This is a genomic window from Vibrio sp. F13, assembly GCF_020806305.2.
In the GTDB taxonomy this organism is placed as follows: domain Bacteria; phylum Pseudomonadota; class Gammaproteobacteria; order Enterobacterales; family Vibrionaceae; genus Vibrio; species Vibrio crassostreae_C.
In genome coordinates this window covers 788,894-811,884 of the sequence record NZ_CP170176.1, presented here as the reverse complement: position 1 = coordinate 811,884, position 22,991 = coordinate 788,894, and the positions used below count along the sequence as shown (strand labels likewise).

The 22,991-nt window shown below is 44.2% G+C and carries 22 protein-coding genes; 11 read left to right on the top strand and 11 right to left on the bottom strand.

Annotation, left to right across the window (positions count from 1 at the left end; genetic code table 11):
• Positions 1-219 precede the first annotated feature (219 nt).
• Genes LMH68_RS18630 through LMH68_RS18620 form a run of 3 tightly spaced genes read right to left on the bottom strand, consistent with a single transcriptional unit; the run spans position 220 to position 1,448 of the window.
• On the bottom strand, positions 220-534 hold the full coding sequence (locus tag LMH68_RS18630) for a GIY-YIG nuclease family protein (protein WP_017061768.1): 315 nt from the start codon (positions 532-534) through the stop codon (positions 220-222).
• The gene (locus LMH68_RS18625) at positions 535-1,191 is read right to left on the bottom strand and encodes a YceH family protein (RefSeq protein WP_017061769.1); all 657 of its coding nucleotides are present in this window, start codon (positions 1,189-1,191) and stop codon (positions 535-537) included.
• Positions 1,192-1,247: 56 nt separating this feature from the next.
• Positions 1,248-1,448, bottom strand: a complete 201-nt coding sequence (locus tag LMH68_RS18620; RefSeq protein ID WP_017068647.1) for a hypothetical protein — start codon at positions 1,446-1,448, stop codon at positions 1,248-1,250.
• Positions 1,449-1,643: 195 nt separating this feature from the next.
• Here LMH68_RS18620 and LMH68_RS18615 point away from each other — a divergent pair, with 195 nt between their 5' ends.
• From LMH68_RS18615 to LMH68_RS18605, 3 genes are all read left to right on the top strand, one after another.
• The gene (locus LMH68_RS18615) at positions 1,644-1,958 is read left to right on the top strand and encodes a DUF496 family protein (RefSeq protein ID WP_004742367.1); all 315 of its coding nucleotides are present in this window, start codon (positions 1,644-1,646) and stop codon (positions 1,956-1,958) included.
• 197 nt (positions 1,959-2,155) lie between these two features.
• Positions 2,156-2,782 (top strand): D-Ala-D-Ala carboxypeptidase family metallohydrolase, encoded by a 627-nt coding sequence (locus tag LMH68_RS18610; protein ID WP_017066096.1) that lies wholly within the window; start codon positions 2,156-2,158, stop codon positions 2,780-2,782.
• Between the two features lie 166 nt (positions 2,783-2,948).
• Positions 2,949-3,185: a hypothetical protein gene (locus LMH68_RS18605; protein ID WP_017061772.1), complete on the top strand. Its 237-nt coding sequence runs from the start codon at positions 2,949-2,951 to the stop codon at positions 3,183-3,185.
• Between the two features lie 31 nt (positions 3,186-3,216).
• Here the strand turns inward: LMH68_RS18605 and LMH68_RS18600 are convergent, their stop codons facing one another.
• Positions 3,217-5,781 carry an ATP-binding protein gene (locus LMH68_RS18600; protein WP_229648196.1) on the bottom strand — a complete coding sequence of 855 codons (2,565 nt, stop codon included), beginning with the start codon at positions 5,779-5,781 and terminating at the stop codon, positions 3,217-3,219.
• A 965-nt stretch (positions 5,782-6,746) separates the two neighbouring features.
• Here LMH68_RS18600 and LMH68_RS18595 point away from each other — a divergent pair.
• Positions 6,747-8,183: a glyceraldehyde-3-phosphate dehydrogenase gene (locus LMH68_RS18595; RefSeq protein WP_017068649.1), complete on the top strand. Its 1,437-nt coding sequence runs from the start codon at positions 6,747-6,749 to the stop codon at positions 8,181-8,183.
• Positions 8,184-8,422: 239 nt separating this feature from the next.
• Here the strand turns inward: LMH68_RS18595 and LMH68_RS18590 are convergent, their stop codons facing one another.
• Both LMH68_RS18590 and hcp read right to left on the bottom strand, forming a co-directional pair.
• Positions 8,423-9,484, bottom strand: a complete 1,062-nt coding sequence (locus LMH68_RS18590) for a hybrid-cluster NAD(P)-dependent oxidoreductase (protein WP_102332008.1) — start codon at positions 9,482-9,484, stop codon at positions 8,423-8,425.
• Positions 9,485-9,585: 101 nt separating this feature from the next.
• Positions 9,586-11,247: a hydroxylamine reductase gene (gene hcp, locus LMH68_RS18585; RefSeq protein ID WP_102332007.1), complete on the bottom strand. Its 1,662-nt coding sequence runs from the start codon at positions 11,245-11,247 to the stop codon at positions 9,586-9,588.
• Between the two features lie 273 nt (positions 11,248-11,520).
• Between hcp and LMH68_RS18580 the strand changes: the two genes are divergently transcribed.
• Positions 11,521-11,751 carry a hypothetical protein gene (locus LMH68_RS18580; protein WP_017061777.1) on the top strand — a complete coding sequence of 77 codons (231 nt, stop codon included), beginning with the start codon at positions 11,521-11,523 and terminating at the stop codon, positions 11,749-11,751.
• 53 nt (positions 11,752-11,804) lie between these two features.
• Positions 11,805-12,968 (top strand): alpha/beta hydrolase, encoded by a 1,164-nt coding sequence (locus LMH68_RS18575; protein ID WP_229648192.1) that lies wholly within the window; start codon positions 11,805-11,807, stop codon positions 12,966-12,968.
• 103 nt (positions 12,969-13,071) lie between these two features.
• On the opposite strand, the gene LMH68_RS18570 is transcribed toward LMH68_RS18575, so the two are convergent.
• The 3 genes from LMH68_RS18570 to LMH68_RS18560 all read right to left on the bottom strand — a co-directional run bounded on the left by LMH68_RS18570 (position 13,072) and on the right by LMH68_RS18560 (position 15,189).
• Positions 13,072-13,686 (bottom strand): LysE family translocator, encoded by a 615-nt coding sequence (locus LMH68_RS18570; protein WP_050052408.1) that lies wholly within the window; start codon positions 13,684-13,686, stop codon positions 13,072-13,074.
• Positions 13,687-13,813: 127 nt separating this feature from the next.
• Positions 13,814-14,734, bottom strand: coding sequence for a LysR family transcriptional regulator (locus LMH68_RS18565; RefSeq protein WP_017061780.1), 921 nt, complete (start codon positions 14,732-14,734; stop codon positions 13,814-13,816).
• The gene (locus tag LMH68_RS18560; protein ID WP_017061781.1) at positions 14,728-15,189 is read right to left on the bottom strand and encodes an Lrp/AsnC family transcriptional regulator; all 462 of its coding nucleotides are present in this window, start codon (positions 15,187-15,189) and stop codon (positions 14,728-14,730) included. The genes LMH68_RS18565 and LMH68_RS18560 overlap by 7 nt, the downstream gene beginning before the upstream one ends.
• Before the next feature lie 254 nt (positions 15,190-15,443).
• On the opposite strand from LMH68_RS18560, the gene yjeH reads away from it, so the two are divergent.
• Positions 15,444-16,715 (top strand): L-methionine/branched-chain amino acid transporter, encoded by a 1,272-nt coding sequence (yjeH, locus tag LMH68_RS18555; RefSeq protein WP_017066490.1) that lies wholly within the window; start codon positions 15,444-15,446, stop codon positions 16,713-16,715.
• A 46-nt stretch (positions 16,716-16,761) separates the two neighbouring features.
• On the opposite strand, the gene LMH68_RS18550 is transcribed toward yjeH, so the two are convergent.
• The gene (locus LMH68_RS18550) at positions 16,762-18,219 is read right to left on the bottom strand and encodes a PLP-dependent aminotransferase family protein (protein ID WP_229648193.1); all 1,458 of its coding nucleotides are present in this window, start codon (positions 18,217-18,219) and stop codon (positions 16,762-16,764) included.
• Positions 18,220-18,309: 90 nt separating this feature from the next.
• Here LMH68_RS18550 and LMH68_RS18545 point away from each other — a divergent pair, with 90 nt between their 5' ends.
• Together LMH68_RS18545 and LMH68_RS18540 are read left to right on the top strand one after the other, a co-directional pair.
• Positions 18,310-18,969: a pyridoxamine 5'-phosphate oxidase family protein gene (locus tag LMH68_RS18545; protein ID WP_017061784.1), complete on the top strand. Its 660-nt coding sequence runs from the start codon at positions 18,310-18,312 to the stop codon at positions 18,967-18,969.
• An 82-nt stretch (positions 18,970-19,051) separates the two neighbouring features.
• A complete protein-coding gene (locus tag LMH68_RS18540) occupies positions 19,052-19,990 on the top strand; it encodes an urea transporter (RefSeq protein WP_229648194.1) in 939 nt (312 codons plus the stop codon).
• Between the two features lie 10 nt (positions 19,991-20,000).
• Here LMH68_RS18540 and LMH68_RS18535 read toward each other — a convergent pair whose 3' ends face one another.
• A complete protein-coding gene (locus LMH68_RS18535; RefSeq protein ID WP_017061786.1) occupies positions 20,001-21,008 on the bottom strand; it encodes an AraC family transcriptional regulator in 1,008 nt (335 codons plus the stop codon).
• A gap of 133 nt (positions 21,009-21,141) precedes the next feature.
• On the opposite strand from LMH68_RS18535, the gene LMH68_RS18530 reads away from it, so the two are divergent.
• Together LMH68_RS18530 and LMH68_RS18525 are read left to right on the top strand one after the other, a co-directional pair.
• Positions 21,142-21,492, top strand: a complete 351-nt coding sequence (locus LMH68_RS18530) for an MFS transporter (RefSeq protein ID WP_017066493.1) — start codon at positions 21,142-21,144, stop codon at positions 21,490-21,492.
• Positions 21,486-22,709, top strand: a complete 1,224-nt coding sequence (locus LMH68_RS18525; RefSeq protein ID WP_017066494.1) for an HlyD family secretion protein — start codon at positions 21,486-21,488, stop codon at positions 22,707-22,709. The genes LMH68_RS18530 and LMH68_RS18525 overlap by 7 nt, the downstream gene beginning before the upstream one ends.
• Positions 22,710-22,991: the final 282 nt, after the last annotated feature.

The following is a 22,991-nucleotide window of genomic DNA, read 5'->3' as shown; positions in this document are numbered from 1 at the left end:
ACAACGATGATAAATGATAGCGTCTAACACTAATTAGAACGACATTCTAAATGAGCAATATGTTAATTTGGAATGGAGATTAAGAACATCGAGTTAAATTATGATTTCAGCCCATTCACGGTAAGAGTAATTACCATTTAAATTCATAAGCTTAGCTAGAGCCGATATAGCTCCTTACACTATTAAGATTTAATCAATAACAAACATTTTAGCTATGAATTATGAGACTTCGATATATTGAATTTTGTCTTTTTGCCACTCAATAATCAGTTTGAGTGATACCAGTTTTTCTTTGCGGGATTTGGGCAACTGCTTGATCGCGTATTCGGTTTTCAACGCCTCACTTTTTGAGCCAACACCAAAGCTCCAAACCAGCTTAAGTGGGCCTTTACCTTTTAAAGCTTTGGCGCCTTTACCGGTTTGATGTTGTTCAAATCGACGTTCTAGATTGTTCGTCACGCCACAATAAAGGGCATTGTGACGATTGCGGATCAAGTACACGACCCAATCCGCATTTTTATCAGCATCTGACATTTAAAGCAGTGATTCAACCAGAGCCTTAAGCTCTGCCACTTCTGCTCGTAGGCTTGCAACTTCAGACTCAAGCTCTTCAAACTTTTCACTCGTTGCAGAGGGGGCAGCCGCGCTTACTGATGCCATCGCAAACGCTTCAACGTCCACTTCACCGCTCAACAAATGCTGGTAGCGTGATTCACGTTTACCCGCTTCGCGTGGCAGCTTCACAACCAAGGCACCTGCTTCTCTTGCAGCGAGTTTGTCTAATGTTGCTTCTACTTCTTTCACATCACTAAAGTTTGCAAGGCGACCCGTTCGAGTACGAAGTTCACCGGGTGTTTGCGCACCGCGCAGTAACATACAGCAGATGATTGCACGCTCTTGCTCTGTAAATTGCAGATCGCCGAACTCAGTGTTGCAGAAACGATGCTGATACTTATTAACACGGCTATTGAAGCTGCTCTCATCACTCACCATGCGACGTCCGATTAAACCATCAACTGCATCTAAAACATCTGACTCAGAAAGAGAGAGAACAGGTTCACGGTTACTCTTTTGATTGCATGCCGTGGTTAAACTGTTCAGTGTCAGTGGGTAATGATCGGGAGTAGTGACTTCTTTCTCGATCAAACAACCGATAATTCTCGCTTCAATTGGGGAAAGTACTGTGTTCATCGTTTTTCCTTTTTATTATTTTGATAATTCCATCTCAACACCTAACAATGCAGTAACTAGTGTTCAGACAAAATTGGTACTCGTTTCTTTCTGCCCTGTTCATCAATCATTATGATCTTAGAACGGTTTAGCTCTATTTCCACGACTTCCAAATAAGTACGCTCTTGTACATACGCATCACGAAGCTTGTTTTGTTCTGCTGAAGATTCAGTGACATTGTCGTCCAATTCTTCGTTTTCCAATTGTTGTTGATTCATTTCACATTTCGTATCAATGCAGTATCTACATGGGATACTAACTTGAACGGTAAGATAAAAACAATCACACATCAGCGAGAGTGACGAATAATTAAACAACCTTACTTTTGCTTTGATCTAAAGACTGTTACATCATCAATTGATGTGCTTTAATCAGAAGCAGACAACGTATTTGACGAATAGGAAAAGGAATCTATGAGCAGCGTATTTGAAATTGTTAACCAAGCACGACGTAAGAACAAACTTAAGCGTGAACTTTTAGACAACGAAAAGAAAGTTCGTGACAACCGTAAGCGTGTCGACCTTCTTGATAACCTACTTGATTACATCAAGCCAGAGATGACCCACGACGAGATCCTAGGCATTATCAAAAATATGAAAGCTGACTACGAAGACCGTGTTGATGACCACATCATCAAGAGCGCTGAGATTTCTAAAGCTCGCCGTGACATCAGCCGTCGCATTCGTGAACTGACAGAAGAAGACAAGCAAATCCAAGGTAAGAAGTAATCTAACCTCGCCAATTTACTTGTAACAATGTTAGTAACCCACTCTTAGTAGTGGGTTTTTTTTACCTAAACTCCAGCGTCTATACTTAAGCATCTAAACCTAACCGTCTAGGCTTAAGCGTACCTAAGCAAAATGAATGAAACTCAACAGCAGTATCAAACTAAATAACGAGTGTACACTAGCGATGGAGAGACTTTATGTACGGAAGTATTCTGATAACCTTGGCGTTATCAACGACACAACCTTACCCTGAAAAATTTGAGAAACTTTATACCGAAGAAACCGAAATCACTTATGACGATCTCGTGGTCGATGTTCATGGCTACAAGGTTCCGACCCGATCAGCATTTCGAGGTTGGATGCTCCTCAATCACGCTCAAGACCAAGTGAGAGCAATCGGACAACAACTCAAGGACAATGGCGTTACTCAGAGCATGCCTCTGCATCTCGTTCTATTGCAAGGGACGGATTGGGCAATGAGTAATACAACCTTGTTTACCCTCCCAAATAAGAAACATGTGCCAAACATGATCAATACCCTGAAGTACATACAACAATATATTGAGCCTGAAATCGGTGTTGTTATACCAGTATCTGGAGAGCGAACCGATATCTACAATCAACAAGCTGGTGGTGCACTGCGAAGTAAGCACTTAGAGTTTTGTGCCTTAGACCTAGTGCCTGCAAATGACATTACTCGCGAAGATCTACACGTGAAACTTAAAAAGATTCATTCGGAATTCGGGCAAAAAAATAATGTTGGGCTTGGTTTATATTCAGGTGTTCGATTCCACATCGATACTTGTGGGTTTAGACAATGGTAAAGAAACACGATCAAGTCATAAAGACCTGCAATTCGCACGTGTCACTTAGACTCTAAAAACAAGCGAAATTACATAAGATTATGATTTTAAATGTAAATTAAAACTGGAACGCTAATTGATATTAATAACAAGTATCATAATTATTAATAGCAATTAGGAATTCAATATGAAGACGATGACTCAACGCTTTCAAACTCTGCTTTCTGTTTCAAACTTCAGTCTAGCTATCACAACCTTGCTTATGCTTCTCAGTATTATTGTTGCTTATCCAATGGCCGATCACTTCTCACTGCCAATTCAAATCGTCGCCCACATCAGCACCATCTTAGTCGCAGCCTTGCTGAACATCAGCTATGTCGGTCGTTGCCTTGCACAATACAACCTTGGATTGGAAGTTCGTTAAGTAGCGCCGCGCTAGCCTTGATACGGGAGCCCTAGACAATATCAAGGCTACTGAAAAGATCGTACAGCTGGTGAGATTTATAGGGTTTAGGTAAGTAGGCGTTCATACCGGCTTCAAAACAATCTTTGATGTCTTCTTCTAGAACACTGGCGGTTAAAGCTATGATGGGTAATGGTGTGACTTGTTGATCGGCTTCCCACTGACGTATCGCACGAGTCGCCGTTATGCCATCCATAACAGGCATCATGCAGTCCATTAAGACTGCATCAAACTGAGCACCCTGGGTGATGACATCCACCGCTTCTTGGCCATTACTGGCAATCAAATATTCATAACCCGCTTGCTCAAGGAAGAAGCTCGCTATTTTTTGATTCATCAGATTGTCTTCAACGATCAAAATGCGTCGATTCAGAGAGCGAACTTCTTCATCTTTTGCTTCCACTTGAGGCGTTTGCTCTTCGCCCACATCGAGAGATTGTAAGCTGGTTAAGAAACGTCGGCCCAAGAATGGCAAGGTATGAGTCGAGTGGACCGTTTCTCTGATTAGGTTGGTTTTAAATAGGTGATGCTGACAAACGATGACGCGAGCAAGAGGATATATCACCTTCAACGTCGCAAGATCTTTTTCCATAGAGTGGTGCAAGGTATGACAATAAAGTATGAAGTCACTTTCTTTTACACTTTCACTAAGGGCAGCAATGGATGACACCACATTGGCTCGAACATTCAAACGCTCACACTCTTTAACGAGCTGATCGAGGTAATTGAAAGAGTTCGAGATGATGGTCGCTCGGCTCAGGTTATCGAAAGTTTGAACAGGCGCTTCTACAACATCGACATACAAACAAAAAGTGAATGTAGAGCCCTCTCCTTTCACTGAACGCGCGGTAATGTAACCACCCATCAAATCAACAAGCTGTCGACAAATCGCAAGCCCTAACCCCGTACCGCCAAATTGACGGGTAATGCTGCCATCTTCTTGAGTGAAAGGTTCAAATATGGACTCTAACTTCTCGGGCTCAATCCCAATCCCGGTATCAGACACGCTGCATTCAAGCTTGCCCCTGCCCATAGACATAGGTGTATAAGCAATGTCAGTTGTAATTGTGCCCTTAGACGTAAATTTGATGGCATTAGAAAGCAGATTGGTCAGCACCTGTCTCACGCGGTACTCATCGAAAAACAGTTGTGACGGCGTTTGATAATCGATATTGATGTCGAGCTCAATATCCTTACTTATCGCTTTCGACTGAATCACACTCACAGAGTCATAAACCGCTTCTCGCAAATCAGCATTGTGTGGTGACAACATCAAGTTACCCGACTCGATTTTAGACAGGTCGAGTATGTCATTCAGCAGCACCAGTAAAGAGTGAGAGGACGATTCGATATCCCCCAGTACTTCTTGTTGATTTGGGCTCAGTTGGCTTTGAGATAAGATCTCAGCCATGCCAATGATCCCGTTAAGTGGCGTGCGTATTTCATGTGACATATTTGCTAAGAATGCGCTTTTGGCTTTGTTAGCCGAAATCGCGTCTTCTTTTGCTGTTATCAACTCTTTGTTGTGCAGATAGTTGCGTTCCATCACTCGATTTAGGGTTTCAGTGAACTCGGCAAGCTCATCGTTCCCTTGGATACGAATCACCTTTGGCTGGCCGTAGCTATCAGCGCATTCCGACACACCTTTCAAAATAATCGACAGGTTTTTGTTTAAGCGCAGAGATGTCGCAACCCCAAGCCACATCAAAACACCAGAAGCGATGAGTATAAGCAACGTCATGACCAAGGTTTGCCTTTTCTGCAACGCGATATTCTTGGTCAGTTCAAACTGTATTTGATTGGTGTAAGCGCCAATCGCGTTTGAAATAGCCCGTTTTTTAACCTCTAAGCTTTTCAAGTGTTGATATATTTCGGGTGATGAAAAGTCCCCTTTGAGGATTCGAGATGTAAATTTGTCTTGGAATTCATCTTTGGCGACAGCGTTTAGCAACTGTCTAATGTTTGGAGAACGCGTATCCGAACGGAAAAATGTATCTAATAGCTGTTGCTGCCTCTCTAGAGCAGCGACATAGCTAAGCAAGTATTGGTTTTTAAACTCTGGGGAGCGATTCAAACTGAAGCTTAACCACGCTTCTCTCTGAGTCCAAAACACATAATGCGTAAGATTGATAAACATCGCTTCAGCTTGACCGATATTTTCATCGACTAAGGCCATACGATATTCAGACAGCTCCATCAGCACGTCTTTTAACAAATCGAAAGCACGCTCTGTCAATTGTCTGCTGTCTCTGGTTTCAGATGTACTAGCTAGGGTCATCAACAGCTTTTTCAATTCAGCTAACTGAGGATCAATACTCCAATTGCTGTCGAACTGTTGAAGTTGCGTTCCATACTGAGTCAGTCTATCCAGTTCTGATTGCAGTGTTAAAAGCAACTGACCTTTCTCAGGGGAATCATTAGACAGCACCAACCATCGATAAGCATCACTTGAAACCGTATTAAAAAATTGAAGCGCTTCGACCTTAATACGCGTTGTTTCAAGGTGATTCATCTTCTCATCGTTCTTAAGCACTTCATTCACTGTAAACCCGAACATAATGAGTACAGAAACCGTGGAAAGAAAAATAAGACGCCATCTAATTGACATATTTATCATTTTTATAACGACTCCCTTCCCGAAAGTAATTTACCTAGCCCAAATTAAGAATAGGACATTAACAGGGGGTTATTGATCAAATTGGATATGAACAAATGATACTCTGAGCCCAGAACGAAAAATTAGAATCAACAGGCATCCAAAACAGGGCTTTAAAGCGGAGGAGTCTGCTTTACTAAGTGAGATTGAGACAAGCCGATTTTAGACAAGTGAACGTTACGTGAGAGAGGTCTACTCGAGGAGGTTTCTACAAATGAGATGTAAGCAAGCGAGGTTTTAGTGAGCAAAATGTAAACAAAAGACGTTTTCTCCAGTTATTATCACCGGCATAACAAGTACACATCCACATTCTGCGGCTCAACTAGACTGTGAATAATGACTCTGCGTGCTAACAAAGTGGATAGTTAGGTTAAAATTGTGACATCCAATCGTTTGCGTGATGCACTTTTCACACTCAAGCTAGGCTTATTCAAAGGTCAAACATCAATACTCGTTAATTCCCTTATTTATCGTTTACTGTTTACGTGTAACTTGAGTTAGCGATCACACTTTAATGTTCAATATGACCTGTATTACATATTATCCTTTGAATTGAGTATTTTTTGACGAAAAATAAGTGCTACAGATTATTAAAGTCAATAGTCTTTATCGACGTTCAAATCTTGATTTATGGCTAATATAAAGCCAATTTACAGATATTTTGTCTGCATTTATTTTTCCTAGCAGAATAACCCGTCGTACCTTACAATCCTGCCACATAAAAATTACAAGTTACACACAAGGTATATCAGCACATTTAAGTGGCAATAAAGACCACAGACTGATGCCTCAAATCCCCTATGCTGATTGGCTTCCCTACAACCGCCATGAATGCAGAAACTTAACGTGAAAGGTCCCGAGTAAAGATGAGTCCCGAAAAGCACCTCCTAGATTGGCAAACTAGTCAAACCATTGCTGAATCCATCGCTCCAACTTTAGGTCAGTTATACCGTCAAAAAGGCGTAGAAGTTATCCTCTTTGGTAAGACCTTAGTTAACGCGACAACTATCGACATCATCAAAGCTCACCGCATCGCAAAACGTTACACTGGTTCTCCTCTTACAGCAGAACAGACTCAACCTATTATTCAACACCTTCTCTCTATGGACTTATCTCCATGTCGTATTGATGTTGGTCGCCTTGCGCATTCATTCTGGCAAGATCGCGAAGACACACATGGGTTGGATGATTTCCTACAAACTGCACTTATCGAATCGCTTGAAGGCGATGCAATGACAGAACCTCGTGACGTTGTATTGTACGGTTTTGGTCGTATTGGCCGACTGCTAACTCGTCTGTTGATCGAGAAAAGTGGCCCGGGGTACCCACTGCGTTTACGTGCAATCGTTGTACGCGGCGGCAAAGATGGCGACCTAGAAAAACGTGCAAGCCTGCTTCGTCGTGACTCTGTACACGGCCAATTCAACGGCAGCATTGTTGTAGACCAAGAACGCAAAGCGATCATCGTTAACGGTAACTTCATCCAAGTTATCTACGCAAACAAACCAGAAGAAGTGGATTACACGGCTTACGGTGTTGAAAATGCACTTGTGGTTGATAACACAGGCGTATGGCGTGACGCGGAAGGCCTGAGCCAACACGTTGCGTGTAACGGTGCGAAGAAAGTGCTACTGACTGCACCTGGTAAAGGCGACATCAAGAACGTGGTATTTGGTGTGAATGAAAATGTTATTCAGCCAGAAGACACCATCATCTCTGCAGCAAGCTGTACTACTAACGCAATCACGCCAGTATTGAAAGCGGTTCACGACAAGTTTGGCGTGCTGTCTGGTCACATCGAAACGGTGCACTCATTTACCAATGATCAAAACCTAATCGATAACTTCCACTCGGGTGATCGTCGTGGTCGTGCTGCATCATTGAACATGGTACTGACATCGACTGGCGCTGCTAAAGCAGTATCAAAAGCGATGCCGGAAATGGAAGGTAAGCTAACAGGTAATGCGATTCGCGTTCCTACGCCAAACGTTTCAATGGCAGTTGCGAACCTAAACCTTGAGAAAGGCACAAACAAAGAAGAGTTGAACGAGTACCTGCGTGAAATGGCGCTGTCTTCTGCTTTGTCTGCACAAATTGATTACACAGACTCGACTGAGATTGTATCTACCGACTTGGTTGGCTCTCGTCACCCAGGTGTGGTTGACGGTGTGGCGACTATCGCACAAGACAACCGTGCCGTGCTGTACATTTGGTACGATAACGAGTTTGGCTACAGCTGCCAAGTTGTTCACTGTATGGAACAGATGATGGGTGTACGCTACAAGACATACCCAGAAGTTTAATTAACTTCGCTCTTGTAGATACGTCCATCGCAACAAGCTCCACAACATAATAACTATATCTGCGAAGTCTGTATGGACTTCGCAACCCCTTTTGTTTTACTCCCCCGTATAAACAAGAGGGTTGCCACTTAGATCTGCTCTCTCTAACTGATCTAGGTGGCCTTTTTACATCTAGCGCCCTAACTTTTATCGCTATAATAAGATCTTGTCTTCATCACTCTTGCACAGCTTTACGTCTGTTATAACTCAACCTCAACATCTGACTGAATCGAGCTTGAACATGCAAGCACGTAGCCCTGTTCAATCTGCTCTGGCGTCAATGTTTCTTGGCTGCTTGATTCCACAGATCCTTTGGTCACTTTGCATTTACACGAACCACAAATCCCACTACGACAAGCGATAATAATTGGAACGCCTGCTTTTTCTAATGAATCCGCCAATGGTGTGCCAGTTTCCGCTTCAACTTCAGCGCCGAACGCAGGCACAAATACCTTAACAGCACTATTCGTATCGTCAGCAATTTCGGCGTTTGACGCTTCTGATTGAGCATCCTGAGTAGCAGGAGTAAAGCTTTCTTGATAGAAGTTATCCATGTTGAACTCAAGCTCTTTCAGATAACTCTCAATATCTTGCATGAAGCCGACAGGCCCACACAGGTAAACCGTTCTATCTAAGATATCTGGGCTCAGTTTCACCAACCAGTTTTTATCTAAACGACCTTGAGGGGCGGTTGTTCCTTCGTTGTCTTTTAACAGCAGTTTTAAGTTGAAATTCGCATGTGATTCATCGAGCTGATGAAGTTCTTGAAAGTAGATAGTCTCAAGCTTGTTGCGTGCCATGTGGACGAAATCAATCTCAATGTCACTGTCACTGTCTTGAGACAGCCAATATTTTACCATCGCCATTACGGGTGTAATGCCACAGCCCGCACTCACTAGCGTTACTTTCTTTGTTGCCGTTGGCATGCAATCAATACAGTTAAACGCGCCTGCCGGCTTCAACACAGAAACCTCGTCACCTTCATCAAGCTCATCAACAATAAAGTTCGAAACCAAGCCACCTTCCACACGCTTGACCGTCAACTTCAGGCGGTTATCTTCGGGGCAAGAAGCCACGGAATAAGCACGGTAATCCGTTTTCGTCGGCATATCTAAACCCAAGGTGATGAACTGACCGGGCTTAAAATTGAAATGTAAATCTTGTGGAACACTGCCAAGCTCAAAGCTGACCGTATCTGGCGTCTCGTGCCATTTCTTTAAACACACTAAATTGATTGAATCGCTATCCGACCATGCATACATAGTTCACACACCTCACTGATACTAAAGAATTAAATCTAAAAAGCCCCGCCGCTGCACGTTCCTAGAGAACAGCAACAACGGGGCTTGGGAGTGGGCTTAGATTAAGCCGCTAAGATTGTTTTAAGATCTTGCTCTGGCGTTGAGATAGAACGCATATCGAACTCGTCTTGAATAATCTTTAGTAGGTTTTCAGTTAGGAATGCAGGCGCTGTTGGGCCTGTGTAGATACCTTTCACACCCAGTGCGAACAGAGTAAGCAGGATAACGATCGCTTTTTGCTCGAACCAAGAAAGAACAAGTGTTAGTGGTAGTTCGTTGATGCCACAATCAAACTCTTGAGACAGCGCAAGAGCAAGCTGAATCGCTGAGTATGCATCGTTACATTGGCCAACATCGAGCAGACGTGGAATACCGTTAATGTCGCCGAATTGGTTTTTGTTGAAACGGAATTTACCACATGCCAATGTCAGGATTACTGAATCTTCTGGCGCTTGAGCTGTGAAATCTGTGTAGTAGCTACGTTCAGATTTGTCGCCGTCACAACCACCCACTAGGAAGAAGTGTTTGATGTTGCCTTCTTTCACTTGTTCAACAACCGCAGGCGCTGCTTCCATCAAGGCGTTACGACCAAAACCGACAGTGATCATTTGCTCGATCTCGTCATGCTTAAAGCCTTCTTGCGCAAGAGCACAATCGATCACTGCACTGAAATCGTCACCTTCAAGGTGAGCAACACCCGGCCAGCCTACGATGCTACGCGTAAATAGGCGGTCAGCGTACGAGCCCACATCTGGGTTAAGCAGACAGTTAGATGTCATTACGATCGCACCTGGGAAGTTCGCAAATTCTTTTTGCTGGTTCTGCCAAGCGCTGCCGTAGTTACCCGCAAGGTGTGGGTACTTGTTTAGTTCAGGGTAGCCGTGTGCAGGTAGCATCTCACCGTTGGTGTAAACGTTAATGCCCTTGCCTTCCGTTTGTTGAAGGATCTTTTCTAGATCATGCAGGTCGTGACCAGAAACAAGGATACAGTGACCTCGCTTCGTCTTCACATTCACGGTTGTTGGTTGAGGGTGACCGAAGGTATCTGTCTCGCCTTTATCCAACATTTCCATGACCTTGTAGTTCATTAAGCCGATCTGCATAGACGTATCTAACAGTTGTTTTAGGTCTGATGGATCTGTGCCTAGGAACGCCATGATTTCATGGTATTCAGCGAAAATAGCGTTATCAGTTTGACCAAGAACACGTGCGTGATCCATGTAAGCTGCTGCACCTTTTAGACCGTATAGGCAAAGAAGGCGAAGACCAATCACATCTTCGTGTTGAGAGTCGTGACCACGGTTTACCGCCGCTTGAGGGGCAAGCGCCAATAGCTCTGAAGAGTCCGTTGGAAGGTCGAATTGAGCAGCAGCAGAAAGCGCTGGGATCTCAAAACCAATCAATGTCGCTGCCGCGCGAACCTGTTGCTCTAAACGCTGCTTGAATTCATGGGACTGTTGTGCGAATTCGATGATACGAGCAGGGTCGAAGTTAACGTTGGTTAGTGTTGCGAAAAACGCTTTTGGCGCCCACTCGTCGATTTCAGTATCAATAACATCACACGCACGGCCCAAATTGGCCCAAAAAGAAACACCTTGAAGAGAATGCACCAACACGTCTTGAAGGTCGGATACTTCCGAAGTTTTACCACACATACCTTGTGCGAAAGAACAGCCTTTTACGGTTGGGGTTTGAATTGTTTGTTCACATTGAATACAGAACATATAAGGGCTCCAGTAATTTTTATTAACTGTAAGTACTTTGCTTACAGTGACTTATTCCAACCCCTATAGAGCATCAAGCGTGCCAACTTTTAACATATTGATTTTATTAAACTTAGTTTTATTCCATGTTTTTAGTGCGTGATTATGACTACATATAAACTCCCTAACAGCACACATCCGTGTCATAGTGACTCTCAGAGATTTATTAACGGCGTTCATGTTTCGTTCAGAATAGAAGCGATAAAGTAACAACATAGAAAAAGAGGAATGAATATGAAAAATATATTAGTTACGATTGTTGCATTGTTTACTGGCCTTTTGGCGTTATTCACAAGCTTGATCCTTGCTATTCCTTTAGCTATTGCAGCTTTAATTACTGGCAAGCGCATTCAGAATCAAATGAAGAAACAAGGTTTCGCAGCTCATATGAACACTCGTCAGTCATCAACCAATGATGCCGGTGTTATTGAAGGTGAATACGAAGACCTTTCAAGCAAAAAGTAACCTAAACTTTAGTTTCAGACATAGTGAAAGCACAACAGAGACAAGATTACATAATGCAAAGAAAGCCCCTCCTAGCACTGCTGGCCTTAACGACTTTAAGTCTCGTTGGTTGTTCCAACGAGACACCGATACCCGCTTACGAAACATCTCCAGACTTGCCTAGCTATCAGCAAGACAGCTTTGATGCCTACGTCAATGACACACAAGATTGGTTATTGAAAAACCGCGTGTTCATGACGGAAGACAAGCAACTCGAGATCCAACTCAATTCACCAACCGAGTATCAACCAACCTCGCCAAACGGCAAGGCGGTATTATTGGTTCATGGATTAGGCGACTCACCTTACTCATTTAAAGACATCGCTACCCATTTGGCAGAGCAAGGTTACTTAGTGAGAACCGTATTACTTCCGGGTCACGGCAGTCGCGTGGGTGATTTAATGCAGCCGAGCCTAGAAGATTGGCAAGGTGTGGTGGCTCATCATACGAAGTTACTTGAGCAAGAGTATGATTCTGTTTGGCTAGGCGGCTATTCAACCGGCGCGAACCTCGTGACTTCACAGGCGATGAACGATCCAAAGATCTCTGGGTTACTGCTGTTCTCACCTGCGTTTCAACCGAGCTCGTCTGCCGTTCAATACGCGGGACTAGCAAGCTACTTTGTCACTTGGGCGGATCAAGATCCTGAAGACAATGTGTTGCGTTACAACTCGTTGCCAATGAATGGTGCATCGGTTTACTACGAGACATCAGAAGTCGTACGTGGTAACTTACAAGATAAACACTTCGATAAACCAGTTTTTATTATGATGAGTGAAGGCGACAGCGTGATTGACACCAACTACGTTCAGCAAGCCTTTACTGAATCTATGCCGAATCCAAACAATGTGTTGGTTTGGCAAGGAGAGACGACTCTCGAGGATCCTCGCGCTGTTCAGTACAGCATGAAGATCCCAGAGCAACGCATCTCGAACGGCTCTCACATGGGCTTACTGTTCTCACCAAACAACCCTTATTACGGAATCAATGGTAGCGAGAAGATTTGCTCCAATGGTCAGGCAGAAGGGTTTGAAGAACAATGCAATGCAACCAGTGAGGTTTGGTACTCAGCTTGGGGGTATCGTGAAGAAGGGAAGAACCATGCTCGTTTGACCTATAACCCTTACTTTGCTGACTCAATGAAAGAATTAGATTCGGTTCTAAACTCAGCAGGCTAACTTCTTTTAGCTGTTAACTGTTAGCGTTTAGATAAGTAGAAACAAAAACGGCTCACAAGATAATCTCTTGTGAGCCGTTTTAGCTCTTAAGGTCTAGTGATGACTAAATCATCCACACCACGCGAACAGCAAGCAGGATCAGCACCACGCCAGATAGTCGATCAATCAACTGAGCTTTCGAGCGAATACGTTCAACAATCAACGGGCTAGACAGTACCAAGGTGATAAAGGTGTACCAAAGGCCGTCGACAATCAGCGGCGTTGAGACAATAATCACTTGATTGGTCAGTTCATTACCTAGCGCTACAAATTGGCTAAACAGAGCGATGAAGAACAATGCGATCTTTGGGCTCAAGATAGAGATCAAGAAAGCCTCACGAGCAGACTGCATGTAACTCATCTTTTCACCCGCTTCTAATTTCGCGGCAACACCACCTTTCGAACGTAACGCATTAACGCCAAGATAAAGCAGATAAGCAGCCCCCGCTAAGCTAATACCTTTAAATAACATTGGGGATTGCTCAAGCACAACGGCTAAACCAACAATGGTTGCGAACGCATAAATACCGATACCAGCAGCGTGTGACCAAGCTGCGATAAGCCCGTTCATACGGCCACCAGCCAAACTGTGTTTAGCGATCATCGCCAAGCTTGGGCCCGGAGACATTGCACCCAACAAGCAAATCGCTAATAAAGAAAACCAAATTGTTACTGTCATCATTCCATTCCTAATAAAATAAAGCGTTCCAGCTGAACGCTCTACGCTTAATACTCAATACTTGGCACTTACCATAATTCGCAGGAGGTATTATTTGAAATCAAAGATTATCATCACACCTATGATTTCAAGTCATACTGATATTGTAACTCGACTTTTGCATGGCTTGGAATGCTTTTTCTCGCGCCCATTTGTGGGCAGAGTCGTTGTCATATTTAGGATGCCACATTAACCAATAGGTATGCATTTCCGTATCAAATGGCAACGAAAAGTAGGTAGTATCGAGGTGTCGACCTAGGTTATAGGCGATATGTTCTGGCACGATCATCAGATAGTCGTCTTGCAATAACACAGTACCAGCAGATGAAAAGAACGGAACCTGTAAAGCCACTCTTCGCTTCAGCCCTTGCTTCTTCAATGCTATGTCCGCGTAACTGTCTTTATCTCCACCACCCGTCACTTTGATGTGAGAGTAGTGAACAATATCTTCTGCACTCAAAACCGCTTGTTGAGCCAGCGGGTGCGACTTTCGCATCAAACACACCGACTTATCTTCACCAAGTTTGATACTTGAGACATGTTCTGGCTTTGTGGGAAACATACTGGAAGCCAAATGAATCCCAGACTCGTTCAGTGCTTCAAGGTAGTTTGGCTGCCACAATCGATAAGCCAGATTAATGTTCGGTGCTTCAGCAGACACCTCTGCCACAATCACAGGAAGAATATACTGAGCGACATAATCACTCGAAGACAACACCAATTCACCCTGCCAGTCTTGCGGCTCGAAGGGTTTATCATCTAACAGGTGGTCAAACTCGCCAAGCAGGTCGTCGAGTTTACCTTTGAGTAGCAATGCACGGTTGGTCGGCACCAGTTTGTTGCCGTCACGGACCAGCAAAGGGTCGCCACACAAATCACGTAACTGGCTGAGCTGACGGCTCACCGCGGATTGTGTGATATGCAAACGTTGGGCGGCACGGCTCACATGACACTCTTCAAGAAGTACATGCAGTGAACGCAGTAGGTTTAAGTTGATATTGCCTAACATGAATGCACCGTCGCATTCTGTTTGTTGAAAAACTCGGTCAAAACCGTATGAGTCATTAAGTGGCGAAGATCCGGGTAACTTTGCAGCTGATCGCGAACTCGGTTCAAGCTCTCCATGCTTTCCACTTCCACGTACAACATCATATCTGTCTCACCGCTAATAGAGTGGCACCATTGCACCTCATCAATACTCTGGATTTGTTTCGCGTAAGACTCACAACTATGGTCACTACTCGACATGTCGAACTTCAACAAGATATAAGCGCACACATTCTTCGTTTGGTTGGGTTCTGCCACTTGAGCGCAGTAGCCCGTAATCACTTTGTCGCTTTCCAGTTTCTTGATTCTGGCGTTCACCGCTGAGCGCGAGAGGCTGACATCTCGGGCGATATCGCTCACTGAGCATCGTGCATTGGTTTTGAGAATATCCAAAATCTGGCGATCAAATTTATCCATGCTTCTGATTCTTTTCATTTATTGTTCTATTTATAACGCCTAATTTGACACAACTTTCCTACTTATAACAGCCATTCTGACAGCCGACACTTTCACACTGAATCGGATTAATACCGTTAAAATGACGGTGTCTTACGACGTTTCGCTAGCTGTATTATTGATGTCAACAATGTATGCTCTCAATCATAACTTCTCACACACCAGAAGAAAGTTACTGGAAGACCGTGACCAGAATCAAATAGCTAGGAGAGCGAATGACACAACTCAAACAAGAAATCACGCTTATTTCAGGAATCGGACAACTCTCGACGACCTTGCTAGGCACTGGATTATTTATGATCCCTGCGATCGCAGCAGGCATTGCAGGACAGTTGTCTCTTCTCGCTTGGTTAATCCTGTTTATCGCTATTTGCCCGATTGCACTGACCTTCGCATCATTAGGAAAACGCTACCCGAATGCAGGTGGTACTGCCTATTTTGTGCGCCAGGCGTTTAGCGAGCGATTAGAAACAAGCGTGGCGTGGTTGTTTGTGAGTGTTATTCCTGTCGGTATTCCAGCGGCCATTGCACTGGCTGGTGGTTTTGCTCAACAATTGTTACCCGCACCTCTCGATACACCACTTGGTGCTCAATCCTTTACCGTCGCCCTGCTTATTGCCGTCAATTTGATGGGCAGTAAATCTTCTGGCCGACTGCAAACCGTGATCGCATTGTCGATTTTTGCCTTAGTCAGCGCTTTTGTTTGGAAAGCCGACATCACGGCAACCGATGTTGCTCTTCCTGCCATCTCATCCAATTCAATGTGGTCTATCGGCGCTGCTTTAGCTGTCATGTTTTGGTGCTTTGTCGGAATAGAAGCTTTTGCTCACATGGGAGAGGAATTCAAAAATCCACAACGTGACTTCCCAATCGCCATCATTGCAGGCTGTTTTGTTGCGGGGCTAGTGTACTGGGCTTGTTCAGTAGTGATTCTTAAGCTGGGTGCTTTCGGTTCATCTGAATTCGATGCCGCATCCATCCCTTGGGTAACAGAACAACTGTTTGGTAATGGCTTCAAAACCGTCATCAGCGTGCTGGGGTTCTTTGCTTGCTTTGCCAGCCTAAACCTTTACACACAAAGCCTGTCTCGGATGATCTGGGCTCAGGCCCGCCAACACAGCCCTGCAAGTCGAATGGCTCAACTGAACAGCCGCGGCGTACCGCTCTACCCAACGTTAGCAATTGGCTTTGTCGTGCTTATTTCGTGTGTGATTGGTGAGCTGTCTAATTTAGACCTTGAGTTCTTTCTCAAGCTCGCCAACGGTATTTTTGTTCTGGTTTATCTGCTCGCAATGTTAGCCGCTTGCCGATTACTAACAGGCGCATCTAGATACACTGCCATGCTTTCATTGGTCATCTGTACCTTGGTGTTTATCTGTTTAAGTTGGTCGATGCTCTATGCTGTGACTGTTTTTGTGACATTGTCACTCCCTTGGCGGAAGTGGCTAGGTAAAGGTAAACCCACCGTCTCTATCGACAAGTTGTAACTCGATTCGTGATGAATCAGAAAATGGTAAACAAGCCCTACCAATATTACTGATAAAAAAGCCGAGCGATCTGTTTGATCTTCGGCTTTATGTCAGCCAATCGGATATTTCCAAACCCCAACACCACCCCACTCCAATCACGAGCATCACTTGATCCATATTCATAAAAATCAAACGGACGAATGATGATATTTTCAAGCTCAGCTCTATGACTCCATTCAGTCTCAGATATACCTTGATACCACTTCACGGTCACATGTAGCCCTGCTGCCTGACTGATCACTTCAAGATCACCGTTAAACTCGCTTTCAATCGCTTCTATCATGGCTTCATACTTGAGTTTGTATGACCGACGCATCTTTCTAATATGACGCAGCAAGTCGCCTTCTCGAACAAAATCCGCCAAAGCTTCCTGTGTGTGGGACGCCGTGTCTCCAGTAAGCGCGTCTTTGATCTCAAGACACTTCGCCACCAGACTTTCTGGTACCACTAAGTACCCTAATCGAAGGCCATTGAACATAACCTTACTCAGAGAGCCGACATAGATGATGCGATCATCGAACCCCAACTTTCCCGCCAACCCTTGCATGCAGGTATAAGGGCGATGAGCAAACTGGAACTCACTGTCATAGTCATCTTCAATGATCCATGACTGATGTTGATTGGCCCAGTCGATCAGTTTAAGGCGTTGCTCAGTATTTAAAGTCGTGCCCATTGGGTATTGGTTACTCGGTGTAACATACAGAGCCTTAGCGTTACTGGACAACACTTTTTCAATATCTAGCCCCACCTTTTCACGCACACTTACACCTTCTAACTCTAGTCTCAACAGATCGATAATTTTATGTACTTGTCGATAACCGGGTTCCTCCACGAGGATTTTGTCGCCCATCGCTAACGTTGCCATTAATCCGATTGAGATGGCTTGCTGCGCACCTGCGGTGATGATGATTCTGTCGGCATTACAATGAACGGAACGACTGCTTGCAAGATACCCACTCAACGCTTCCCTCAAGGCTGAGCTTCCCTGAACCTCTTGATTGCCCGCAATGTTCTGACGTGTAGAGTGACGTTGCAGCAACCTCTGCCATTTCGCAAAAGGGAACGCATCTAAGTCAGGAACTCCTGGGGCAAAGCTGCGGTTAATGTCGTTAGGTGTCGCTATGTTTGTACTCGGTTTACTGACTGTTTGTTTGACCTTCGGATCCTGAACACTGTTTGGCTTAGACAAACTTAGAAAGTGTTCTGGTTGTTCAACCGAGACATAAAACCCTGAGCCTTGCTTACTCTCGATATAGCCTTCAGTAACCAGTTGTTCGTACGCATAAATCACCGTATTTCGACTCACCGATAACTCGACAGCCAACTTACGTGTTGAAGGTAACTTACTGCCCTTGCTCCATAAATCTTGAACGATCTTCTCTCTTATCGCGTGGAACAAGGCGGTTTGACGCGTGCCGTGTTGTTCGTCTAACTGTAGATCACCGACATCGATAGGCTGCATAACTGGATCCAAATAGTGTTTAAAAGTGGCTCTATTTAATAGACCAGTTAATCGCTACATTAATCAAAAGGCAATGATTAAGGAGCGATTATGTTATCTAACACGAAAAGAACCACGATTAAAAAAGGGGCTCACAAAGCCGTATTTGAACAAGAGAAACTGCACCAAATTATTGATGAGAGCTTAATCGCACACATTGCATTGCAGGGCGAACAAGGACCAATGGTCATCCCGATGCTCGCGTGGCGAGTGGGTGATATAGTCTACATTCATGGAGCTAAAAACAGTCGCCTACTAAAAGGACTAAAAAAGGGAGAACCAACCTGTTTAACGTTCACCTTGTTCGATGGTTGGGTGCTGGCTCGTTCGGCATTTCATCATAGTGCGCATTATCGTTCTGCTGTGGTATTGGGGTCATTTTCAGTCATCGATGACAATCAAGAAAAGGATCGCTTGTTGAATATCTTTATTGAGCAAATCGCACCGGGCAGAACCGATGAAGTGAGGCTCAGTAATGAAAAAGAACTCACTGCGACCGAGTTGTTGGCGATACCTTTAACAGAAGCTTCCGTGAAGATTGGTAAACATGGAGTGAATGATGATAAAGCCGATATGGACATTCCAGTTTGGGCTGGCGTATTACCCTATAGAACTGTTGTTGGGCCGTTAGAAACCGTTCCAGAACAAGAAGGCATCATTGAAACACCAGATTACCAACAAGCTTATGGTGAACGCTGGTATCAGAATTAACACTCGAAGATGGTGAACTTGATAAAATTGTATACAATCTGAATTACAAAAATTTAACATGACTCAATAATGTAATCAGACGATGAAAACGAACAAGGATATTCTGCCGTTTCAAGGCTTGCTCAATGGCATTGGGCAAGTCTATTTCACACCGTCTATCATGACGTCGACTTTGCTGTTGCTTGCCATTTCTATTAAGTCACTGGCGCTGGCTTTTCTTACCTTACTTGGCGCCAGTTGCAGCTATGCATTAGCTTTCTATGGCTATATGTACACCAACACCAACACCAACACCAACACCAACAAGTCAGTTGACGACATTGATAGTGGAATGTACGCGCTAAATGGCGCTTTGATTGGTTTATTTATCGGTAACTTTTTTGGTGTGACACCATTATTGGCTTTAGTGACTGCGTTAGGTGCATTACTCACGGTGCCGATTGCCCACATCGTATTCAGTTTTGAGAAATATCGCGGTTACACTAGCGCCTTTATCCTCACCACTTGGCTGATTTATATTATCCAATCAACCTTTGAGCTGTCAGCGTTTTCTGCACCTGATTCCGCACTGATGCCACTCATCAGTATTGAGGCTAACTCGTGGTTCAACCTGCCGACAGTGGTGATCCCGTTGTTAAAAGGGATAAGCCAAGTCAGCTTCATCGAAAATGCGTTGTCGGGGCTCGTTATCTTAGTCGCCATCGCACTCAACAATATCAAGCATGCCATTTGGGTTATGCTCGCAGTAATAATTAGCACCGTATTTAGCGGGTTGATTGGCGCTTCTAACGAACTGGTAGCCCAAGGTCTTTACGGGTACAACGCCATTCTTGCCACTTTAGCACTTGTGCCCTATCCGCGAATCCGTTGGCCGTTAATCCTATTAGGCATGCTGTTAAGCTGTCTCATCACACTTGGTTTTCATGAACTGTCACTGTTACCACTCACCGCCCCTTTCATTTTGAGTACTTGGGGGATGGTTTACTTGTCCAGCCTGATCCATAAACGAACCATAAGTTAGCTCTGAATAGTTACAGGCCAGTTTTTAGGCGCTCAACATATTGCTTGGGTGTCAAACCTCGATGTTTCTTAAACATCCGATTAAAGCTCGCGACATTGGTATAGCCGAGCCTCGTCGCGACTTTATCTATTGGCACTGAATACATCAACAACTCCACCGCCACATTACTTAACGCATAGCCCATAATGGTAGAAAAGTTGATGCCTAAGTTATGCAATCGACGTTGAAATTGCTGTTCAGATAACCCAAGCAAACTCGACACTTTATGCAGTGTTGGCAGGCCGAAATGGCGACTGTAATTGATCATCTCATAGGTCACCTTATGCTCATCCGCGGCATCAGGCATGTTGAGGTAATTATCTAAGTCATGAAAGTTCATTGCCAAGCTCATCTTGCCGCTAGAAGGGGCTTGATTGCTCGATAACCTCGACTGGCTTGGTATCCAGATTTCAGTTCGTGGCTGGCCCCACTGAATATTGCACCCAAAATACTCTTGATAGAGTTGAGTGTTCTCGCGATAACCTGCGATAGAGACGGCTGCGGGAGTAAAGTCGTCTCCCAAGTAACGCCTTAATATCTTCATCATAAAGATGGCAACTCGAATTGAGTCATGAACTTTACCCACCTCAGTATAAGCAGGATTGTCGTAGCACCATTTGATGAAATTACCGACTTGAGCGCCATATAGAAAAGCCCCGGACTGCAAACAGTGCAACCCGATGTTAACTCGGCGTATAGACGACGCCAGATCGTGCCCCGAGAAAAACCAGTTAGAGAGAGGACCTAGCCTTTCAATATCCACTCTATCAGCCAGCTTCAAGATAATATCGGAATCACCGGTTTGTTGTTCAAGTAAGCCATACCATTTGTCCACTTCACTTACGGGGATAAGGTTCATCGGGTTATTAAACACCGATTTAGGAATACCTAATTGCTCAGTATTCACAGCCTTATTAGTCGTTGCGTATTGGTAAATACCCAAAATACCCAATGCTCTTAAGAAGTTACAATTGTTCATTAGCCACCATACTTAGAAGTCACTATTACAGATCAAATCATAATGACATCATTATTAAAGTAATTGGTAAATTATCAACTTCTAAATCTGATATCAATAACACTCGGTGCTCAATTTAACCTAGGGTATATCAATGAGTTTAGTTAGTGTCCCATTTGTCGGAACCGGCGCAGATACCGCACTACACGTAGTTGCAGGCGTAGTGTTAGTCGCAACCATCGCTGCTGCATGTTACGGCTTCTGGCGTGTGCATGAATTACCAATCAACAAGGCTCACAGTAAAGAGCATCAACAACTCGGTTTGATCACCGCATTAACATGGATTGGTTTTGTATGGCACTGGGTATGGGTACTAGCAGTAATTTTGGCCTTCGTTGATATGGAAAAAGCCATCATCAATCTAAGAGACACATGGAAGTCACCGACCACAACCAAGGAGCAAACAACTTCCGACAAGCAAGATGAGGAGAGCCAAACATGTTAGAAGGCTTGGCAATTTGGGCACTGTTCATTTACTTACTCAGACTTGTTGGTATGCCTTGGAACAAAGGCACCAAGGCGTTTGCGTACCTAGGGGGTACATCTTGGTTGCTGTTTGTATGGGTTGGCCTACTCAATTTTACTCCGATGGATCTATCGGGAGGCTCAGTGGTTCAGTCTCCACATATTCAGCTGCGTCCCGATTCAACTAATGTGTCGGGAAAAACTTCCAAAGTCCACATCGACCCAAACCAGGATGTGACTGAAGGACAGCTAATTTACGAAATTGATGACACTAAATATGTCATCGCAAGAGACAAAGCCAGCGTTCAACTTGAGTCTGCAGAGGTCGCTTTAGACACAGCTCGTCAAGAAGTGAGCATTGCAAAAGTCAGCTATCAATCGGCGCTTGAAGACATCAAAGCTTCAGTCGCACAAATAGATTCGGCTAAAACAGACTTAGTACTGCAGTCAAAGACGCTTGATCGTTACCAGAAGCAAAACAAAGTGGTAGAACATACGATCACTGAAACTGACATCGACCAACAAACAGCAAAGGTAGACTTAGCGACGTATAACGTTACGACATTGGAATCTCAGCTTAGCAAGAAAGAAGTCGATGCCGAGAATGCGAAGTTGAACATCCACAAAGCTGAAACCAATGTGAGCAAGAAGCAAACTGAGGTCGATTCAGCAAAGGCAACACTGGCACAAGCACAATGGGACTTGAACAGCACCAAAGTCACGGCACCGACTGACGGCTTTGTAACGAACTTTATTCTTCGTGAAGGTCAGCGTGTTTCAATGATGCCTCGTATCCAGATGTATACCGAAGAGAAGTACGTGCTGATGCGAGTTAACCACCAAGCGATTCGTAATATTAAGGTCGGTCAACCTGCGGAATTTGCGACAGCGGTATACCCAGGAAAAGTGTTCTCTGCAACCGTAGAAGGCATTGTAGAAGCCACTGGTGAAGCGCAAGCAAGTTTGCTGGGTATCGATGAGCAGGTTCGTGTTACCACAGGCAAAAACCTTCAGAACAAGCACCACTTTGTTCGTTTAAAAATTGATGAGGCAGAGGGTTACGATATTCCTGTTGGCTCTGTCGGATTAGCGTGGGTAAGCGGTGAGAAGCCTATCAGCTTTATGGCGTTCCTAGACGTAATACGCGGGATCATCATTAGAATGAAGTCTCAACTGTACTTCTTCTACTCCATCTAATACTTCCTATTGGTGAAACAATACCCAAGCCCGTGCGCTCTTAGATCGCACGGGCTTTTTGTTTATTTCACCATTCGTCGCCAGAAAGAACACAAACCCGAAAAACGAATAAACACTCTAAAGTTGCAAATCGCAATTGCATTTTGCAATTGGGTATTTCAAAAACGCAAATTAAACGCTCAAATACGCACCAGATTGCTATAAAACTGCCGTTTTACGTGGTTTTAAAAGTTGGCACACTAACTGCAATGTATATATTGACCCTTCTTAAGCCGAGGGTCA

What these genes read in the sequence shown, in the direction of transcription:
- LMH68_RS18625 (WP_017061769.1), bottom strand. Translation starts at nt 1,191, where the DNA reads ATGAACACAGTACTTTCCCCAATTGAAGCGAGAATTATCGGTTGTTTG.
- LMH68_RS18530 (WP_017066493.1), top strand. Translation starts at nt 21,142, where the DNA reads ATGAGTTTAGTTAGTGTCCCATTTGTCGGAACCGGCGCAGATACCGCA.
- LMH68_RS18610 (WP_017066096.1), top strand. Translation starts at nt 2,156, where the DNA reads ATGTACGGAAGTATTCTGATAACCTTGGCGTTATCAACGACACAACCT.
- LMH68_RS18565 (WP_017061780.1), bottom strand. Translation starts at nt 14,734, where the DNA reads ATGTTAGGCAATATCAACTTAAACCTACTGCGTTCACTGCATGTACTT.
- LMH68_RS18525 (WP_017066494.1), top strand. Translation starts at nt 21,486, where the DNA reads ATGTTAGAAGGCTTGGCAATTTGGGCACTGTTCATTTACTTACTCAGA.
- hcp (WP_102332007.1), bottom strand. Translation starts at nt 11,247, where the DNA reads ATGTTCTGTATTCAATGTGAACAAACAATTCAAACCCCAACCGTAAAA.
- LMH68_RS18570 (WP_050052408.1), bottom strand. Translation starts at nt 13,686, where the DNA reads ATGACAGTAACAATTTGGTTTTCTTTATTAGCGATTTGCTTGTTGGGT.
- LMH68_RS18590 (WP_102332008.1), bottom strand. Translation starts at nt 9,484, where the DNA reads ATGTATGCATGGTCGGATAGCGATTCAATCAATTTAGTGTGTTTAAAG.
- LMH68_RS18580 (WP_017061777.1), top strand. Translation starts at nt 11,521, where the DNA reads ATGAAAAATATATTAGTTACGATTGTTGCATTGTTTACTGGCCTTTTG.
- LMH68_RS18545 (WP_017061784.1), top strand. Translation starts at nt 18,310, where the DNA reads ATGTTATCTAACACGAAAAGAACCACGATTAAAAAAGGGGCTCACAAA.
- LMH68_RS18550 (WP_229648193.1), bottom strand. Translation starts at nt 18,219, where the DNA reads ATGCAGCCTATCGATGTCGGTGATCTACAGTTAGACGAACAACACGGC.
- LMH68_RS18595 (WP_017068649.1), top strand. Translation starts at nt 6,747, where the DNA reads ATGAGTCCCGAAAAGCACCTCCTAGATTGGCAAACTAGTCAAACCATT.
- LMH68_RS18540 (WP_229648194.1), top strand. Translation starts at nt 19,052, where the DNA reads ATGAAAACGAACAAGGATATTCTGCCGTTTCAAGGCTTGCTCAATGGC.
- LMH68_RS18575 (WP_229648192.1), top strand. Translation starts at nt 11,805, where the DNA reads ATGCAAAGAAAGCCCCTCCTAGCACTGCTGGCCTTAACGACTTTAAGT.
- LMH68_RS18615 (WP_004742367.1), top strand. Translation starts at nt 1,644, where the DNA reads ATGAGCAGCGTATTTGAAATTGTTAACCAAGCACGACGTAAGAACAAA.
- LMH68_RS18620 (WP_017068647.1), bottom strand. Translation starts at nt 1,448, where the DNA reads ATGAATCAACAACAATTGGAAAACGAAGAATTGGACGACAATGTCACT.
- yjeH (WP_017066490.1), top strand. Translation starts at nt 15,444, where the DNA reads ATGACACAACTCAAACAAGAAATCACGCTTATTTCAGGAATCGGACAA.
- LMH68_RS18605 (WP_017061772.1), top strand. Translation starts at nt 2,949, where the DNA reads ATGAAGACGATGACTCAACGCTTTCAAACTCTGCTTTCTGTTTCAAAC.
- LMH68_RS18535 (WP_017061786.1), bottom strand. Translation starts at nt 21,008, where the DNA reads ATGAACAATTGTAACTTCTTAAGAGCATTGGGTATTTTGGGTATTTAC.
- LMH68_RS18560 (WP_017061781.1), bottom strand. Translation starts at nt 15,189, where the DNA reads ATGGATAAATTTGATCGCCAGATTTTGGATATTCTCAAAACCAATGCA.
- LMH68_RS18600 (WP_229648196.1), bottom strand. Translation starts at nt 5,781, where the DNA reads ATGTTCGGGTTTACAGTGAATGAAGTGCTTAAGAACGATGAGAAGATG.
- LMH68_RS18630 (WP_017061768.1), bottom strand. Translation starts at nt 534, where the DNA reads ATGTCAGATGCTGATAAAAATGCGGATTGGGTCGTGTACTTGATCCGC.